11 protein-coding genes are annotated in these 16990 nt (G+C 73.7%); 3 read left to right on the top strand and 8 right to left on the bottom strand.

Annotation, left to right across the window (positions count from 1 at the left end):
• Positions 1-97: 97 nt before the first annotated feature.
• The 4 genes from WMF28_RS01970 to WMF28_RS01985 all read right to left on the bottom strand — a co-directional run bounded on the left by WMF28_RS01970 (position 98) and on the right by WMF28_RS01985 (position 7104).
• Entirely contained in the window at positions 98-889 is a 792-nt protein-coding gene (locus WMF28_RS01970; RefSeq protein WP_437600312.1) for a hypothetical protein, read from the bottom strand.
• Positions 890-1013: 124 nt separating this feature from the next.
• Positions 1014-1412 (bottom strand): hypothetical protein, encoded by a 399-nt coding sequence (locus tag WMF28_RS01975; protein WP_437600314.1) that lies wholly within the window; start codon positions 1410-1412, stop codon positions 1014-1016.
• Between the two features lie 91 nt (positions 1413-1503).
• Positions 1504-6177, bottom strand: coding sequence for a sigma 54-interacting transcriptional regulator (locus WMF28_RS01980; RefSeq protein WP_437600315.1), 4674 nt, complete (start codon positions 6175-6177; stop codon positions 1504-1506).
• 12 nt (positions 6178-6189) lie between these two features.
• Entirely contained in the window at positions 6190-7104 is a 915-nt protein-coding gene (locus WMF28_RS01985) for a hypothetical protein (protein ID WP_437600316.1), read from the bottom strand.
• Between the two features lie 348 nt (positions 7105-7452).
• Between WMF28_RS01985 and WMF28_RS01990 the strand changes: the two genes are divergently transcribed.
• The 3 genes from WMF28_RS01990 (at position 7453) to WMF28_RS02000 (ending at position 10451) form a co-directional block, all read left to right on the top strand.
• Positions 7453-8616 carry an alpha/beta hydrolase gene (locus tag WMF28_RS01990; RefSeq protein ID WP_437600317.1) on the top strand — a complete coding sequence of 388 codons (1164 nt, stop codon included), beginning with the start codon at positions 7453-7455 and terminating at the stop codon, positions 8614-8616.
• A gap of 70 nt (positions 8617-8686) precedes the next feature.
• Complete coding sequence (locus tag WMF28_RS01995) at positions 8687-9907, top strand: GNAT family N-acetyltransferase (protein ID WP_437600318.1); 1221 nt, start codon at positions 8687-8689, stop codon at positions 9905-9907.
• Between the two features lie 13 nt (positions 9908-9920).
• Positions 9921-10451 carry a DnaJ domain-containing protein gene (locus tag WMF28_RS02000; RefSeq protein WP_437600319.1) on the top strand — a complete coding sequence of 177 codons (531 nt, stop codon included), beginning with the start codon at positions 9921-9923 and terminating at the stop codon, positions 10449-10451.
• 77 nt (positions 10452-10528) lie between these two features.
• Here WMF28_RS02000 and WMF28_RS02005 read toward each other — a convergent pair whose 3' ends face one another.
• From WMF28_RS02005 to WMF28_RS02020, 4 genes are all read right to left on the bottom strand, one after another.
• The gene (locus tag WMF28_RS02005; protein ID WP_437600320.1) at positions 10529-13855 is read right to left on the bottom strand and encodes a protein kinase domain-containing protein; all 3327 of its coding nucleotides are present in this window, start codon (positions 13853-13855) and stop codon (positions 10529-10531) included.
• Between the two features lie 554 nt (positions 13856-14409).
• A complete protein-coding gene (locus WMF28_RS02010) occupies positions 14410-15093 on the bottom strand; it encodes a thioredoxin family protein (RefSeq protein WP_437600321.1) in 684 nt (227 codons plus the stop codon).
• Between the two features lie 38 nt (positions 15094-15131).
• The gene (locus tag WMF28_RS02015) at positions 15132-16025 is read right to left on the bottom strand and encodes a hypothetical protein (RefSeq protein WP_437600322.1); all 894 of its coding nucleotides are present in this window, start codon (positions 16023-16025) and stop codon (positions 15132-15134) included.
• A 2-nt stretch (positions 16026-16027) separates the two neighbouring features.
• Positions 16028-16981 (bottom strand): phosphatase PAP2 family protein, encoded by a 954-nt coding sequence (locus tag WMF28_RS02020; RefSeq protein ID WP_437600323.1) that lies wholly within the window; start codon positions 16979-16981, stop codon positions 16028-16030.
• Positions 16982-16990 lie beyond the last annotated feature (9 nt).

Genomic DNA, 16990 nt, shown 5'->3' on the forward strand with positions numbered 1-16990 from the left:
AACGCACACCTGTCAGGTGTGCCCAGAAATGCTATCGGGGTGTTAGCTGCAAATCACACACCTGTCAGGTGTGCCTTCGTCCCGGCGAGAGCGAAGCTTACCGCCTGCTCCTGACCTTGTTGTAGGCCTTCGCCAGGCGCGCGCGTGCATCCTCGAGCGTCTCGGCGGTACCGTCGCGGTTGGCGCCGCAGGCATCGCCAAAGGCGCCTGCCTCCAAAGACAGCGCCGCGGCGACCGTTGCTTCTCCTACCACTCGCCCAGCGTATCCCTCCGGGCGCGACGACTCATCAACCAGACGAATCATCCAACTGAATGCGCACTCGTATGTTACTTTCCTGAACTCTGGGGCAAGCTGGTTTAGGCTCTTTAGCATGTATTGCAGACTGAGCGTTTCTATGTCGTGCTCTGGTGGGCCATCGGCAATGACACCGTCGCGGTATCTGGCTATCAGGCGCATCACTTCTGCTCTCTGGTCTTCTACGCCAAAATTCATTGCTTCTACCCCGCGCTCCAAGGCAACCCAGTTGCGATCAGAGAATATGGCGAGCGCTTTAGATACCTCCACCAGAAGCTTTTGCGCCATGCATAGTCTGCTTATGGTTTTGGGGTCGCGAGGATCTGCTACCGGGACAGGTTTGCCCTCTGCGTCGAGCCACGTCGAGCAGTTGTCGGTTAGGAAGTCCTCCACATCTTCTGGCGCGTTTAGGTCAAGCGCGAGGAGAACCGCTAGCCTGTGCGCGTCGTGGCGTCGTGCCAATCGCTCATAGAAGCCAGAGTCAGTGGTTAGAACTGGGACATCGTCGGAATCGGTCTCGTCGAAGTCGTCTGACCCGGTGTCGGCCTCTCGTGACTTGTCCGGAGTTGATTCATCCGATATAATGGCGCTCACGTGAACCTCGCTCGTTCGCGTCGTCGGCCGGGAGGGCGGCAACCCTCGCCGGCCGGTTCCTTCTGAGCCTACGCCGCGACGCGCAACTCCGCGAGCGCGCCGAGCTGCGCGTCACCCCGGGCGCTCACCGTCCCCGCCGGGCGCGCTCGGCCGAAAGGCGCACGACGTCGGCCGCCTGCCCGGAAGGCTGCTCGGGCGCCGTCAGGAGCTTGCCGAGCGCCTCGTTCGCCACGCGCGCGGCCTCGAGGTCGCCGGCGACGAGCGCGGTCCGCACCATCTCGGTCAGCTGCTCCAGCAGAACCGCTCGCGGCGAGCTCGCCCCCGGGGCGCCCGACGACGCCGTTGCTGGTCCCGGCGAGGGCAGCGGGGCGCTGGCGTGGACGACGAGCACCGCCGGCGCGGCGCCTCCCTGCGCGCCCTCGACGTCGACCGGAGACCGCGGCGATGCCTGGGCAGCCGGCGACCGCTCGGTCACGGCCCCGAGCTCCGCCTTGGACCCATCGTTGGACCCAAGCCCCTCCACGCCCCCGACCACATCGGCCGGACCCTGCTCTGCTTCTCCAATAGTTTCGCCAGTTTCGACGCCGCGCCCTGCCCCGAGCGCGGCCCCCGCGTCACTGGATCCCGTACTCCTTCAGGCGCCGGTAGAACGTCCGGCGCGGCAGGCCCACCACCTGCGCCGCCTTCACCCGGTTCCAGTTGCAGCTCGAGAGCGCAACCAGGATCCGCTCTCGCTCGCTCGCCTTGTGCGCGTCGAGCGACGTCTCGAGGCGGTGAAGGTCGCTCGACGGCGGCGCTCGGCCGGCGCTCGCAGGAGCCCCGCCGCGCGCGCCGCTCGGCGGCGGTGACGCGGCCTCGAGGCTCCGCAGCGACCGCGGCGCCGCGTCGGGGAGCTCGAAATCGTCGCTCTCCAGCTCGGGGCGGTCCGAGAGGACCCACGCGTTGAGCAGCACGTTCTCGAGCTGCCGCACGTTGCCGGGCCAGCTGTACGCCGACAGCCGCTTCAGCGCGGCGCGCGAGACGCTGCGCCGATCGCGGCCGTAACGCGCGGCGAAGATCCCGAGGAAGTAGTCGATGAGCAGCGGGATGTCCTCGATCCGCTGGCGCAGCGCCGGGACCCGCACCTCGACGACGTGCAGCCGGTAAAAGAGATCCTCGCGGAACGTGCCGCGCGAGACCATGTCGGCGAGGTCCCGGTGCGTCGCCGCGATGACCCGCGCGTCGACCGGCTCCTCGCGCGCGCCGCCGACGGGACGGACGACCTTCTCCTGCAGCACCCGGAGCAGGCCCGCCTGCATCTTCTGCGGCATCTCGCCGATCTCGTCGAGCAGGATGGTGCCGCCGGTCACCTCCCGGAAGAGCCCCTTGCGGTCGCGATCGGCGCCCGTGAACGCGCCGCGGACGTGCCCGAAGAGCTCGCTCTCCAGCAGGTGCTCCGGGATCGCGCCGCAGTTGACGCCGACGAACGGCTTCTTCGCCCGCGGGCTCGCGTTGTGGATCGTCCGCGCGACGACCTCCTTGCCCGTCCCGCTCTCGCCGGTGATGAGCAGCGGGATGTCGGTGTCCTTCACCCGGTCGATCAGCGCGTACACGCGGCGCATCGCCTCGCTCGTGCCGACCAGGCCCTCGTAGCCGAAGTGGCCGCGGATCACCGCGCGCGCCGAGCGCAGATCCCGCCGCGTCGCGGCGAGTTGCGCGGTGCGGTGGCCGAGGAGCTCCTCCAGCTTGGCGCGCGCGGCGCGCAGCTCCTCGTTGGCGCGCTCGAGCTCGCGGGCGCGGCGCTCGTTCTCGCTGACGAGGCGCGCGGTCTCGATCGCGATCGCCACCTGATCGGCCAGCGCCGTCAGCGTGGGGAGCTCGGCCTCGAACTTCGCCGCCGCGCTCAGGCGGGTCTCCAGGTACAGCGCGCCGATCACCTGCCCGCTCCGCTGCCGGATCGGCACGCACGCGACCGACTGCAGCATGAGCTGGTGGACCGAGACGTAATCGCTCATGCGCGCGTCGTCCCGCGCGCTCGCGGTCACGACCGGCTCGCCCGTGGAGATCACCCGCTCGGCGATCGAGCTGGAGAAGCGCGCGTGCGGGTCGTCCCCGGCCTGGTCGCGCGAGGCGTGGATCGAGAGGTCGGCCGCGGCCGGGTCGCGCGCGGCGTGGATCGAGACGTCGACCGCGGCCTCGCCCGCGGCGGGCGGCGGCTCGTCGCGCGGCGGCCGCTGCAGGATGATGAACCCGCGCTCCGCCTGGAGGAGCGCGATCGCGTGATCGGTCACCTTCGCGAGCAAGCGCGTGAGATCGTACTCGCCCGCGATCGCCCGGTTGATCTCGAGGACCCGCGCCAGCCGGTCCTCGCCCTGCTGGGGCGCCGCGCCGGGCGAGGGCGCCGCGCTCTGCTGGGTGAACGGCACCGTGCGGCTGCTCATCAGCTCGAGCATCGCCGCCGCCCGGATCTCCTTGCGCCGCCCGTCGTTCCAGAAGACCTCCCGGAGGTCGCGCGGCAGCTTCGAGGCGATCTCCTCCAGCGTGCTCAGCGCCTCCTCGCGGTCGTGGCGCGCCCGGATGAGGTGCCCCCGCTCCGTCTCGAGCTGCGCCCGCGCCTCCAGCGCGCGCCAGATCCAGTCGCGCTGGCCCGCGGCGCGCGCCGCGTCGAGCGCCTCGTCGTACGCCGCCCGGGCCCGCCGCTCGTCGCGCGCGAGCGCCGCGACGCGCCCGCGCGCCAGCGCGAGCAGCGCGCGATGGGCGCCGGTCGTCCCCAGGCGCTCCGACGCCACGTCGATCTCCTCGCCGAGGACGCGCGGGTCCGCGCCGGCGCGCGCCACCGCGAAGAGCACGCGCTCGAGCCGCGCCTCGACCCCGTCGATCCGCCGGCCCATCGCCTCGTACGCCTCGGCGCACTCCAGGCAGAGCCGCTCGGCCCGCTCGAGGTCGCCGGAGCGCGCCGCGTGCTCCGCCTCGAGCGCGAGCAGCTGCGCGTGCTGCTGCGGCGCGAGATCCGCGCGCTGGGCGGCGAGCGCGTCGAGCGACACGCGGGCCCGCGCGAGCCGCCCGAGGTAGAGATCGAGGTTCGCGAGGTTGAGGAGCGCCTGCCGGATCGTCGCCACGCGGCCCGAGCGCCGGCCGAGGTCGACGGCGGCCTCGAGGTGGCGGATGGCCGCGCCGAGGTCGCCCTGGAGCTTCGTGAGCGCGGCGAGGTTCAGGCGGGTCGTCGCGAGCGTGCCCGCGTCGCCGGCCTGCTCCGCCGCCGTGAGCGCCTCCTCGTAGACCGCCTTCGCCTCGCTGAGGCGGTCGTCCCGCTGGAGCGCGAACGCGAGCGAGACGAGCGCGACCGACAGGATCCGCGGCTCGCCCGTGAGCCGCGCGAGCCGGACCGCGTGCTCGAGCGTGCGCTTCGCGTCCTCGTGCCGCGAGGCGAAGCTCTGCGCGAGCCCGCGCGTCGCCACCGCCTCGGCCACGATCGCCTCGGGCGAGGCGCCGAACGCGGCCGCCGTCGCGATCTGCGAGGGCGACCCCCCGGCGAGCTCCGCCTCGAGCTTGACCGGGCCCACCCGCTCGACGGCCTCGCCCGCGCGGCGCTCCGCCTCGCCGTAGTCGCCGGTGCGGACGAGCGCCCGGGCCATCTGCAGCGACCAGAACGCCGCCAGCGCGGGGTCGCCCGAGGCCTCGACCTGGTCCTTCACGCGCGCGAGCTCCGCGAGCGCCCGCGCGGTGTCGCCGCGGTTCATGGCGAGCCGCGCGCGCGCGATCGTCAGGATGGACACCACGACGGGCGAGCAGTCGCCCTGGTACCGGCCGAGCGCCTCCGCGGCCGCGTCGAAGTGGCCGCGGTCGAGCAGCCGGTGGATCTCCGCGGGCGGCAGCGCCGCCCTCTCCTCGCCGGCGCCGCCGGGCCCGGACGCCTCCGCCCGGGGGGCGGGCGGCGCGTCGAGCAGCCGATCGACGTCCTCGGTCGACGCGACGGGCGCGCGCGCGATGCGCGCGACGATCTCGCGGATGCGCCCCGGCCACCGGCCCGCGCGCGCGACGACGTGCGCGGCCACCGCGTCGCTCAGCGACGGGATGGTGCGCTGCACGAGCTCGCGGGCGACCTGCTCGTCGAGCGGCGCCATCTCGAAGCGCTCGAACCCGCGCCCCGGCGGCTCCCCGCGCACGAGCACGAGCTTGCCGCCGGCCCTCCGCACCTCGTCGAGCCGATCGCGCTCCGCGTCGCCGAGCCGGTCGGCGTCGTCGACGAGCGCCGTCACCCGGCCGAGGTCGTGCCCCGACAGCTCGATCGCGAGCGCCTCGCGCGGGTCGGCCCCGCTGGCCGCCTCGACCCACGCGACGGCGTACCCGCCGACCTCGAGCGACCACGCGATGCGCCGGAGCAGCGCGCTCCGCCCGGACCCGGGCGGCCCGGCGATCGAGAGACCGCCGCCCGCGGGCAGCGCCAGGATCTGCGCGAGCAGCCGCGTGGACGGCGCGTCCAGCCCGACGATCGGCCAGACCACCGCGCCCGCGCCGGGCCGCGCGCCCGCGTCGGCCGGCCCCGCGGTCTCCTCGTTCTGCCCGCAGGGCAGCCGCGCGGCGCGCCGGAGCGCGTTCGCGAGCTCGTCGGCGCTCGGGTAGCGCGCGTTGGGGTCCCTGGCGGTGGCCCGGTCGACGACCTCCTGGAGCGCGTCGACGACCTTCGGATCGCGCTGGACCGCGCTGTCGCGGAGGGCCTCGGAGAGGGTCGCGCCGAGGGCGAACACCTCGGCGCGGACGGTGAGCGGGTCGCCCTTGAAGAGCTCCGGCGCGGCGTAGCGGGGCGTGAGGCCCACGGGCCGCGAGCCGTCGTCACGGAACGGCGCGGCGAGGCCGAGGTCGACGAGGGTGGCGCGCCCGCCCTCGCCGACGATGATGTTCGCGGGCTTCACGTCGCCGTGCAGCAGGAGCGCGCGGTGCAGGCGCGTGAGCTGGTCGGCCGCGCCGGCGATGGCCGCGACGTTCCTGGCCAGGTCGCCCTTGTGCGCGAGCAGATCGGCGAGGCTCGTCCCCTCGACGAGCTCGCGCACCATGAAGGGCCGCCCCGACGCGGGCAGCCGGCCGAAGCGCAGCACGCGCGGCACGCCGAGGCCCTCGACGCCCGACAGCGCCGCCGCCTCGCGGACGAGCGCGAGCACCTCCGGCTCGTCCGCGTCCTCGCCGAGCGTCTTCAGCGCGACCGTCTTGCCGGTGATCCGGTCGCGCACCGCCCACACCTCGCCGCCGCCGCCCTTTCCGAGCGTCCCGATCGGCTCATACCGCGGGGGGAACAGCGGAGGCGGCGTCACCTGGTCCCTCGCTCAGAGGCCATACCCGACGGACAGCCCCATGAAGAAACCCGTGATGGAGAAGCCGGCGTCGAGCCGCGTCTGCAGCTGCTTGATCGGCTTGTACCGGAAGCTCACCTGCGGAAACGAGATCCACGGGAACACCGACGGCTTCGAGCCCCCGTTGACCCAGCTCGGCTCGTCGTAGTCGCCGTAATGGTTGTTGGAGGCGTCGCAGTAAGGGCCGCCCGCGCCGGAGCACTTGTTCCAGGCGCGCACGTCGTCGGGGCTCGGGTTCGACCCCGCGCCGCCCGGGTACGCCTGGGCGCGGTAGAGGTTGCCGAACACGACGCCGATCCCGACGCCGGCGCCGACAAGGAACGAGAAACGGCCCTTCTCGTCGATCGGGACGTCGAAGAGGAGATCGCTCGTGAAGTAGACGAGCTTCATGTCGCTCGACACCATCTCCCAGGCGAACTGGTCGTCGTTCTTCCCCTTGAAGAGGAAGGGATCCATCGAGTAGTCCGCGTAGGACACGGCCAGATCGATCTCGAGCCCGTTCTTGCGCGAGGTGAACTCCGGGCCGATCATGAAGACGTTCACCGACGCGCCGCCGTCGGCAAAGAGGTTGATCATGAACTTCGGGACGATGACGTTCCGGAGCCGGAGGCCGATGAACTTGTGGGCCTTGCCGTCCTTCTCGAGCGGGCTGTTGTCGTCGGCCGCCTCCGGCGGCGCCTCCGGCAGCATGTCCTTCTCACCCGGCGTCTTGTCGCCCTGCGCCTGCTCGTCCTTGGCCTGCTTGTCCGCGGCGGGGGAGTCGTCCTGGTCGCTGTCGAGCCCGTCCTCCGACTGCGCGCGGGCAGTCCCGGCGAAGCACACGGCGCCGAGCAGCGCGGCGAGCGCGGCGGCCCTGGCATGCACCCCGACCGCGAGCTGCCGACCCATCTTCGAGTGGTACATTGTAGGTCACCTAGCGATGCGTAAGGTCAGGGCCGGACCCGGGCATGCACGGAACGAGCGCGCCGAGGCCAGACTCCGGCTCTCCGCGCGCCCCGGTGCACCGGGTACCAGCCGAGGGGAGGGTACACGAGACGCAGCGCCGTGTGACGCCTGCGGACCGCCCACGGCAGAGCTTTTTCCACCAGGGCATGCCAGAGCGCGCCCGCCCGCGCCCGGCATGAGCGGCCGCGCGACGCCGGCACCGTGGCGGCCGCCCGCGCCGTCGTCGCGCGGCGTCGAAGCGTGCCTGGCCGAGGTTGCGCACAGCAAAATAATCCGCAATAGACGGAAAGGATGATCCTGCACCAGTCTCACGTGGAGCAGACCGTCGACCGCGATGAGCGGGACAGGTTCATCAAGGAGCTGGTGGTGGTGCGGGTCCGCAGCACCGCGCACGAGATCGCGCCGGCGAGCCGTGGGATCGAGGGGGCGCGCGCGCCGGGCGTGGAGGACCCGGGCGGCGACAGGGAGGGGATCGTCCACGATGTGCCGCTCGCGATGATCCGCAAGCGGAGCGCGCGGCTGCGGAGCACGGTGGCGAGCGTGCTGCTGATCCACGGGTACGGCCAGAACCGTTACATCTGGCACCTGCCGTCGCGCAGCTTCTCGAACTACCTGGCGCGGGCGGGCTTCGACGTCTTCAACCTGGATCTGCGGGGGCACGGGCGGTCGCGGCACCTCGGGGCGCGGCGGCCGGGTCACGTGACCGATTTCGTCCGCGAGGACGTGCCGGCGGCGATCGAGGAGATCCGGCGCATCTCGGGGCCGCGGCCGGTGTACCTCATCGGGCACTCGCTCGGGGGCCTCGTCAGCTACGCGGCCGCGCCGACGATGGGCGACGCGGTGGGCGGGATCGTCACGCTCGGGAGCCCTTACCTGTTCACGCACGGGTCGCGGGCGCTCGCGCTGCTCGGCCGGCTGATGCTGACGCTCGACCAGCGGGTCCCGCTCGGGCAGGGCGCGCTGGCGCTGTCGGCGTGGGGGGAGCCGTTCCGGTTCGTGCGCGCGTTCATCGAGAGCCCGATCTTTCCGCTGCCGATCCGGGGGTTCGTCCCGGGCTCGATGGAGACCCGGGTGCTCACGCAGCACATGTCGCTCGCCATGGACAGCGGCAGCATCACGGTGCTCCGGAACATGTTCCTGGACGCGGCGGCGTCGCGGAAGAGCGGCCACCACATGGGGAGTCTCTTCGGTTACGCCGAGCGGTTCGAGCAGCTGGACCTGCCGCTGCTCATCATCGCGGGCACGCGCGACGACCTCGCGCCGCCGGCGTCCGTCAAGCCCGCCTACGATTTCAGCCGCTCGTCGGACAAGACGTACCGCGAGTTCCCGCGCGGCCACCTCGACGTCGTGGTCGGAAGGGACGCGCCGCTCACGGTGTGGCCGCTCATCGAGGCCTGGCTGAAGACGCGCATCCGGCGTGCGGCCGCGCGAGAGCGGGAGCGGCTGAGCGCGTAGGCCGCCGCGCGCACGACGCCGCCGGAGATCTCCGCGCCGGGATGCGCGGCTCCTTTGGTATCGTGGCCGCATGCACATCGAGCTCCGGCAGATGACCGCCGAGCAACAGGCCGAGTTCAGTCAGCCCATCCTCACCGCGTTCGGCGTGGTCCCGGACCCCGAGCGCCTCGAGGGCGCGAAGCGCCTCCCGGAGCTCACGTCGCGCCTCGGCGCGTATGACGGCGAGTCGCTCGTCGGGGCCGCCGGCTCGTTCTCGCTCACGATGACCACGCCGGGCGGCATCGTCCCGGTCGCCGGGCTCACGGCGGTCGGGGTGACGCCGACGCACCGCCGCCGCGGCATCCTCACGTCCCTCATCCGCCGGCACCTCGACGACGCGCGGGCCGAGGGGCGGCCGATCTCCTCGCTCTGGGCCACCGAGGGCGCCATCTACGGCCGCTTCGGCTACGGCCTCGCGTCGCAGGCGTGCTCCATCTCGATCGAGCGGGAGCGCACCGCGTTCCGCAACGAGGCGGGCGCGCAGGGCCGGGCGCGGCTGCTCGGGGAGGCGGAGGCGCTCGAGGCCTTCGCGCCGGTCTGGGAGCGCGCCCGCGCGTCCGTCCCCGGGATGCTCGCGCGGTCGCAGGTGTGGTGGCAGGTCCGCCGGCTGGCCGACAACGACTTCACCCGCCAGGGGGGCGGCCCCTTGCAGCGCGTCGTGATCGAGGTCGACGGGCGCGCGGAGGCCTATGCGCTCTACTGCGTGCACCACCGGTGGGACGCGTCCAACATCCCGATCGGCTCGGTCCGCGTGATCGAGGCGATCGGCGCGACGCCGCTCGGGACCCGGCTCGTCTGGCGCTACCTCTTCGACCTCGACCTGGCGCAGCGGATCGAGGCGAGCCTCCTGCCGCCGGATCACCCGCTCGGCCTGCTCCTCGTCGAGCCGCGGCGCCTGCGCCTCACGGCGAGCGACGGGCTCTGGGTGCGCATCGTGGACGTCGAGGCCGCGCTCGCGGCGCGCGCCTACGGCAGCGGCGAGCCGCTCACGCTCGAGATCACCGACCGCGACTTGCCCGGGAACGCCGGCCGCTTCCGGCTGCACGGGGGCGAGCGGCGCGCGGCGCGGACCAGCGAGGCGCCGGACGTCCGCCTCGACATCTCGGCGCTCGGCTCGGCGTACCTCGGCGGCGTCTCCTTCCGGTGCCTCGCCGACGCCGGCCAGGTCGAGGCGCTCTCGGAGGGCGCCATCGAGCGCGCGGATCGCCTGTTCCACGCCGCGCGCGCCCCGTGGTGCCCCGAGATCTTCTGAGGGCCCGGCCCCGATGACGCTCCCGCTCCGCGGCGTCTACGCGGTGACCCCGACGCGCCGCCGCCGCTTCCTGTGGGCCGCCTGGTGGACGGCCGAGCCCGCGCGCGAGCCGTTCCGCCCGCCGGACGCGAGCCAGGGCGGCGCGCGGACCGCGGAGGAGGCGCGGGCGCAGGCCGAGCGCGCCGCCGGGCGCCCGCTCGTCGAGATCGAGCCGGCGTGGGCGACGGCCTGGACGCGCATCCTGCGCGGCGAGCCCCCCTGGCCCAGGCCGCGCGCGGCCGGTCGGAAGGAGGCGCCCCCGCCGCCTCCTCCCGATCCGCCGCGGCGCGCCCCCTCGCGGCCCGCCTCCGCGCGCGGCGTGTCGCCGTTCGCGGTGCTCGGCCTGACGGAGGCCGCCGGCGCGGCCGAGGTCCGCCGGGCGTTCCGCCGGCTCGCGCTGGTCACGCACCCCGATCGCGGCGGCGACGCCCGCGAGTTCATGCGCGTCAAATGGGCCTACGACGAGGTCATGTCCAGGCTGTCGCGCCCGAAGCGCCGCCCGTAGCGCTCGCAGCCCGCGCTGCCCGGCAGCGCGTGCGTCCCCAACGCCGGTAGCGCACGCGCTGCCCGGCAGCGCGAGCGCTACGGCCGGTCCCCGCCCGCCTCCGCGACCTTCCGCGCCTCGTCGAGGAAGCGCGCGTACTCGCGCGCGAGGAGGGGGGCGTCGCGGAGCGCTCGATCGAGCCGCGCGCCGGCGTGCCGGGCCAGATCCCGGCGCGGCGCCGGCTCGGGCTCCGCCTTCGCCTTCAGCAGGAGCAGCGCGCCCTGCTCGGCGCTCGCCGCGGGGAGCGCCGGATCGATGGCCAGCGCGCGATCGATCAGCGCGAGCCCGGCCTCGACCTCCGCGCGCACGTCGCGGGGGCCGGGGCCGAGCGAGGCGGCGCGCAGCCGGTGGACCTCGGCCAGGGCGCCGAAGATCCTCGCGTTTCGCTCGTTCGCCTCGAGGGCGCGGAGCAGCGAGCGCTCCGCGGCGTCGAGCGGCGGCGCAGGGCTCCTACCCCGGGACGCGAGCCACCGCGCCGCGAGCAGGTCGATGTGCCCGAGCGCGAGGAGCGCCCCCGCGTTGTGCGGCCTCGCGGCCAGGGCGCGATCGAGCGCGCCCCTCGCCGCGCGGAGCGGGGCGGTCGGATCCTCGCCGCGGTCGAGCGCCCACCGCGCCGCCTCGAGGTGAGCGAGGCCCACCCCCTGCTGCGCCTCGAGATCCTCCGGACGGAGGCGCAGCGCCGCGCCGTAGCCGTCGAGCGACCGCGCGAGCGAGACCTCCGGGCTCCCGCCGGCGAGCCGCTCGTGCCGGCCCTGGATCAGGTAGGTCAGGGCCAGGGCGCCATGCGATGGATGGCTGTCCGGACGCAGCCTGAGCGCCGCCTCGAGGTTGTCCTTGGCGAGCTCGAGCGACTCCTCGGGCGGCGTCCCGTGGTCGAGCTCGTACTGCGCCCGCTGCGCGTAGAACCAGCCCTGGTTGAGGAGCGGCGGCGCGTCGTTCGGGGCGATCTCGATCGCCCGCTCGGTGTGCGACGCGCTGAGCGCGAAGAGGGGGAGGGGATCGGCGCCGCGGGACGCTGTGCGCTCGGCCATCATGCCGTAGGCGATGCCGGCGTCGTTCCACGCCCAGAAGGAGCTCGGGTCGAGCGCGAGCGACCGCTGCATGCTCTCGACCGCGCGCCCGAGCGAGGGCCACACGTCGACCCCGAGGGCGCTCTCGTGGGACGCAAGGAGGAAGATGCTCGCCCCCATCGCGCCGTGCGCGGTCGCGTCCGACGGGTCCCCCTCGATCGCCTGCTCGCTGGACGCGATCGCCTGCACGAGGTCCGGCTTCGGGTCCGCGCCCCGCGCGAGGTCGCGCCTGGCCCGGTGCACGAGGGCCCAGGCCCTCTTCGCGTGGGCGCCGCTCGCGCGCGGGCTCGCGCGGAGCGCCCTGTCGCAGCGGGCGATGACCTGCGCGAAGATCGCCTCGGCGTCCCCGCCGCGCTGCGACTCGATCAGCATGATCTCGCTCAGGGCGCGGGCGGCCGCCTCGTGGACGTCGGGATCGCTCTCGGCCATCTCCGCCGCGGCCTCGTACGAGACGACGGCGCTCCGGAACTCGGCGAGCGCCGCCGCGTGCTCCCCGAGGTCGCGCGCCGCCGCCCCCTTCGCGAACAGGATGTCGCCCTCGAGCATCCTCGCCTCGTATTCCCAGGGCGACCGCGCGAACGCGCGCCGCGCGTCGGCGAGGGCCTCGTCGAACCGCCCCTCGTAGAGCTCGATGAGCGCCGCGGTGTACGCTGACGGCGCCGCGGCCGCTCTCACGCTGTCCCTCAGGTACTTGAGCGCCGGGGCCCTGTGCCGCGCCTCCAGCTCGCGCTGGTGCGCGGACCGCTCCCCCTTGTCGGCGAGGCGCCGCGCCCGGTCGACCCCCTTCCTGTAGAGCATCCCGTGCACGAGGCCCGCCGCGAACTTCGCCTCTCGCGCGGCGTACCCGCTCTCGAGCGCCGCCTCGAGGTGCGCCAGCGCCTCCTCGGGCTCGTGCAGCGCGAGGTGCCCGCGCCCGAGCGCGTAGTGGCCCGGGCCCTCGACGAGGTCGCCCGCGGTCTCGCGCATGGCCTGCATCTTCCGGTCGATCTCGCCCATGCGCGCGCGGATGACCTCCTTTTCCCGCGATACCTCGTGGAGGGGGAGCGCGTACGCATAGCGCATGAACAGCTCCATCTCCTTGCCGTCCTGGCCGAAGCCCTGGGCCAGGGACGCCACGTGCGCCGAGAGCTCGGCCTGGCGCGCGGCGGCGAGCTTCGCGCGGAGGGCGACGGCGCCCGAGAGCGCGAGCACGAGCAGCGCCGCGGCGCCCGCCGCGACCGCGAGCTTGTGCTTCCGCGCCCGCTTCAGGGCGCGGTAAACGAGGCTCGGAGGCCGCGCGTCGATCGGATCGCCCTCGAGGTAGCGCCCGAGATCGAGGGCGAGCATCTTCGCGGAGTCGTACCGCCGCTGAGGCTCCTTCTCGAGGCACTTCATCACGATGGTCTCCAGATCGAGGGGGATCCCCCGGTCGATCTGGCGCACCGGCACGGGCAGCTCGTGCGCGACCCGCAAGACGAGGCTTGTCACCGACGGGTCGACGAACGGCGGGCGCCCGGCGAGGATCTCGTAGAGCGTGGCGCCGAGGCAGTAGACGTCCGTGCGGCGGTCGAGCTGGCGCTGGCCCCCGGACACCTGCTCGGGCGCCATGTAAGCCGGCGTCCCCTCGCCGCTCATGGTCGCGCGGACGTCCACGGCCGTGTCCCGCGCGAGCCCGAAATCGAGGAGGTAGGGGCGGAAGGCGCCGTCGGCCGTCCGCTCGACAAGGATGTTCGCCGGCTTGATGTCGCGGTGGATCAGCCCGAGCCGGTGGGCGGCGTGGAGGCCGTCCGCCACGTCGGCCACGATCTTCACCCGCTGCTCGAGCGACATCTGCTGCGCCACGCGGTGGAGCGGCTGGCCGTCGATGTACTGCATGGCGATGAACGGCTGGCCCTGCGCCTCGCCGACCTCGTACACCTTGCAGACGTTCGGGTGCTCGACGCGGGCCTGGGCCTGCGCTTCCCAGATGAAGCGCTGGGCGAGAGCCGGGTCGTTGCCCCGGATCAGCTTGAGCGCCACGTACCGCTGGAGCCGCGGGTCCCTGGCCTTGTAGACCGTTCCCATGCCCCCTTTGCCGACGAGAGACACGCACTCGTACCGGTCCCAGTCGCGGATGGGAAACCGGCTCGGCACGCGCGAGGAGGGCGGATCGACGCACTCGAACACCGTGTCCTGGGCGGCGCCCGAGCCCCCCGGCGGCGCGGTGCGCGACGGCCCGCTCTGGGGCGCGAGCGGGACGGACCTCGACGTGAGCTCCTCGTCGACCGGGCTCGCGGCCTTCGCGCCCTCCGGGCCCGCTCTTCCCCTCCGGCTCATGAGTCGGACCCTCTTCAACATCGAAGGCGGAGGCCCCCGGGGTCGGGGCGCCGAGCCCGTCCGAGGAGGGGCGCGACGACCGCGCCCGAACGGCAGCGCGCTGCATGGCCCATCGCCGGCGCGCGCATCGACATGAACCTTCGCATCAGCACCTGCCTCGGCAGCTCCCAGCGCGATGGCCTCGACTCGCCATCTTCCCGAACCGTCTGGTCGCTTGCCAGTGAGCGCCTCGCCTGGGACGTGAGCTACGAGCGATGTTGTTACAGAACTGTTGTGCAACGGTAAACCGGGGTTTACGTCCATGTCAACACCCGGGACGTTCCGTGTCCCCGTGTCGTGGAATCTTCCAGGAGGGGAGGGCGCGCGGGTGCGATGCGGCCCGTGCGGTGACGTCCTACGCGGCGGGAGCGGGTGGCGGGGGCGCTGTCGGCCTGCGAGCGACGAAAGAGATCAACGGGGGGAGACTACGTCCGTGGCGCTATTTGTGGGGCGCGCGACGTGACGCCGAGGTGGGTCAAGCTGCGATGCGGGGGATGGGCCCGCTGGCGGGTCGCTCAATATTTGACGGTGCAGCCGAACGCCTCGGTCTCTTTCGTGGAGATCGGCTTGCCGGCGGCGAGCTCGGCGATCGCCGCATCGACGTAGTTCGTGACCTGCTCGCCCGGCTCGGGCTCACCGCCCTTCGTGCTGTCGATGGCGCCGGCGTAGACGAGCGTGCCCTGCGGGTCGATGATGTACATATGCGGTGTGCGCTCGGCGCCGTACGCGCGCCCGACATCGCCCTTCTCGTCGACGAGGAGCGGGTAGCTCATCCCGAACTCCTGCTTTGCCTTCGCGTTCTCGTCCTTGGCGGTGCCCTGCTTGCCCGGAGCGCCCGAGTTGATGGCGAGCCACACGACGCCGTTCTGGGCGTGCTGCGCCGGCGCGTCCTTCAGGCCGCCCTTGCGGTGCGAGAGCTGCACGAACGGGCAACCGGGGTTGAACCACTCGAGAACGACCGTCTTGCCCTTGTAGTCGGCCAGCTTGACGGGCTTGCCGTCGAGGTCCGGCAGCGTGAAATCGGGCGCGGGCTGGCCGAGCTTCGCGTTCTTCGCCTGCGTCGCCGGCGCCTGGGCCGCGTTCGCCTCGGCGGGCTGCGCCGCGACGGCGCCGGCCGCCGCGGGCGCGCTGGCCTCGCCGGGCTGGGTGCACGCCGCGAGCGCCGCGGCGAGGAAGGTCAGGGGGATGAGCTTGGTCATGCCGAGACGCTTACCACGCCCCGCGACGGGCGCATGCGTCAGGGGAACTCAGGCCAACGATCGCCGGTCGCCCACCGGTACCGCAGGCCGAGCTGCCCGAGATCCGCGCCCAGCAAGCCGAGCTGATCGGGCGCCGCCGCCACCACCATCACCGTCCCGACCGCGTCCAGGTGGTGTGTCAGCGAGATGGCCAGCACCGGGCCGATGCGCACGATGATGCTGCCGCGGCCGGGGTTGCCGAGCACCTCGGCGGCGGCGCCGAACCGGAGCTCGCCGTACCGGTCCATCTCCCCCAGGAAGCCGAGCCGCGCGCGGTAGAGATACGGCGGCTTCATCACCGTATGGAGCGATTCCTCGTAGAGAGTGAATCCCTCGGGCGCGCCCAGCACCGCATAGCCGGTCCCCACGCCGAACAGGTTGCCTCCGAGCAGGGGTATCGAGCCCGACACCTCGATCTCCGCGGCGACGTAGCGCGACAGGGGGCCCAGCATGAGCTCGGTGTCCCTGCGCGTGTACGACGCCCGGGGCTCGAGGAAGTACTGGCTCGTCGAGAAGGCGTATCGCGCGCCGCCGCGGATCTCCACGCTGGGCAGCGCCGCGCGGAGGCCCACGTACTCCGCGCCGCCGCTCGGCGACACGCTCGCGTAGCCCTCGATCCCGAGCCAGGACCAGTGCGGCTTGCCGAAGCCGACCGCGAGGCTCGGCCTGTAATAGATGACGCCGAGATCCATGACCGCGGAGACGAACGGGCGCGCGCCCGCGCTCCGCGCCCAGTACGAGCGCTTCTGCAGGACATCGACCCCCGAGGGCACCGGCGGCGGATCGACGGCGGGCGGCGGCAGGTCGGCCGGGTCCTGGGCGCGGGCCCCGGCGGGCGGGAGGGCGAGCGCGGCGAGCGCCGCGGCGGCGGCGAGCGTGCGGCGCGGCGCCATCGCTAGAACCTGCCCACGAGGGTTCCGCCGAGCGGCGCGGGCACGAAGCGGATCGAGACGCCGTCCCCGCGCGGCGCGTCCGCCGCCGGGGCGCCGCCGCGGTAGTGCAGGAGCCACGGGAGCCCGAAGCCCGTGAGGGCGCCGACGGTCGCGCCCGTGAGCGCGTCGGTCGCGAAGTGCTGGTCCGAGACGACCCGCAGCATCGCCACGGCGGCCGCCGTCCCGAGCGACGCGGCGCACGCGAGCGCGTCGGGCGCGCCGCCGCCGTACAGGGGCAGGTGCGCGTGGTGCGAGCACACGAGCCCCGCCGCCGTGAACGCGGTCGAGCTGTGGCCGCTGAAGAAGCTCCGGTACCGCTTGCTCCCCCGGCAGTCGCGGTCCTGCTGCTCCTCCGGCCCGGTGCACCCGGCGCGGTAGGGGCGCTCGCGGCTCGTGAGCCCCGCGACGACGCCGTTCAGGGCCGCGTTGAACGCGAGCGCCTCGATGTCGATCATCGCCATCTCCCACGCGACGCTGCCGCGCCCGTGCCCCCACCAGGTGACGAGCAGGGCGTCCACCGCGAGGTGGTTGGTCATCAGCGTGAGCAGGAGATCGCTCGCGTCCCGCGCCATCTCGCGCTGGCGATCGCTCCGGATGCGCAGGGCGTGGCGCGCCGAGCCGTCGAAGCCGTTCACGGTCGTCCACCGGCCCTCCGACGGCGGGATGGCCAGCGTCCCGAAGGCGGTCGCGGCCAGGAGGCCCGTGGCCACGTACTCGCTCGCGCGGAAGCCCGTCCAGCGCGGGTCCCACGCGATCTCGCGCCGCGCGCGCTCCGGCGGCGCCGCGGCCTGTGGCGCCGCCGCGCCGGGCGCCGCCGCGGCCGGCTCGGCCTGCGCCGCCGCCGCGCCGAGCAGCGCCGCCGCGCCGAGCAGCGCCGCCGCGCCGGAGGCGGGCCGTCGGGCGGCGGTGCGCCTCACGGGGCGGAC

The sequence above is a fragment of the Sorangium sp. So ce590 genome (assembly GCF_051521365.1).
Classification (GTDB): domain Bacteria; phylum Myxococcota_A; class Polyangia; order Polyangiales; family Polyangiaceae; genus Sorangium.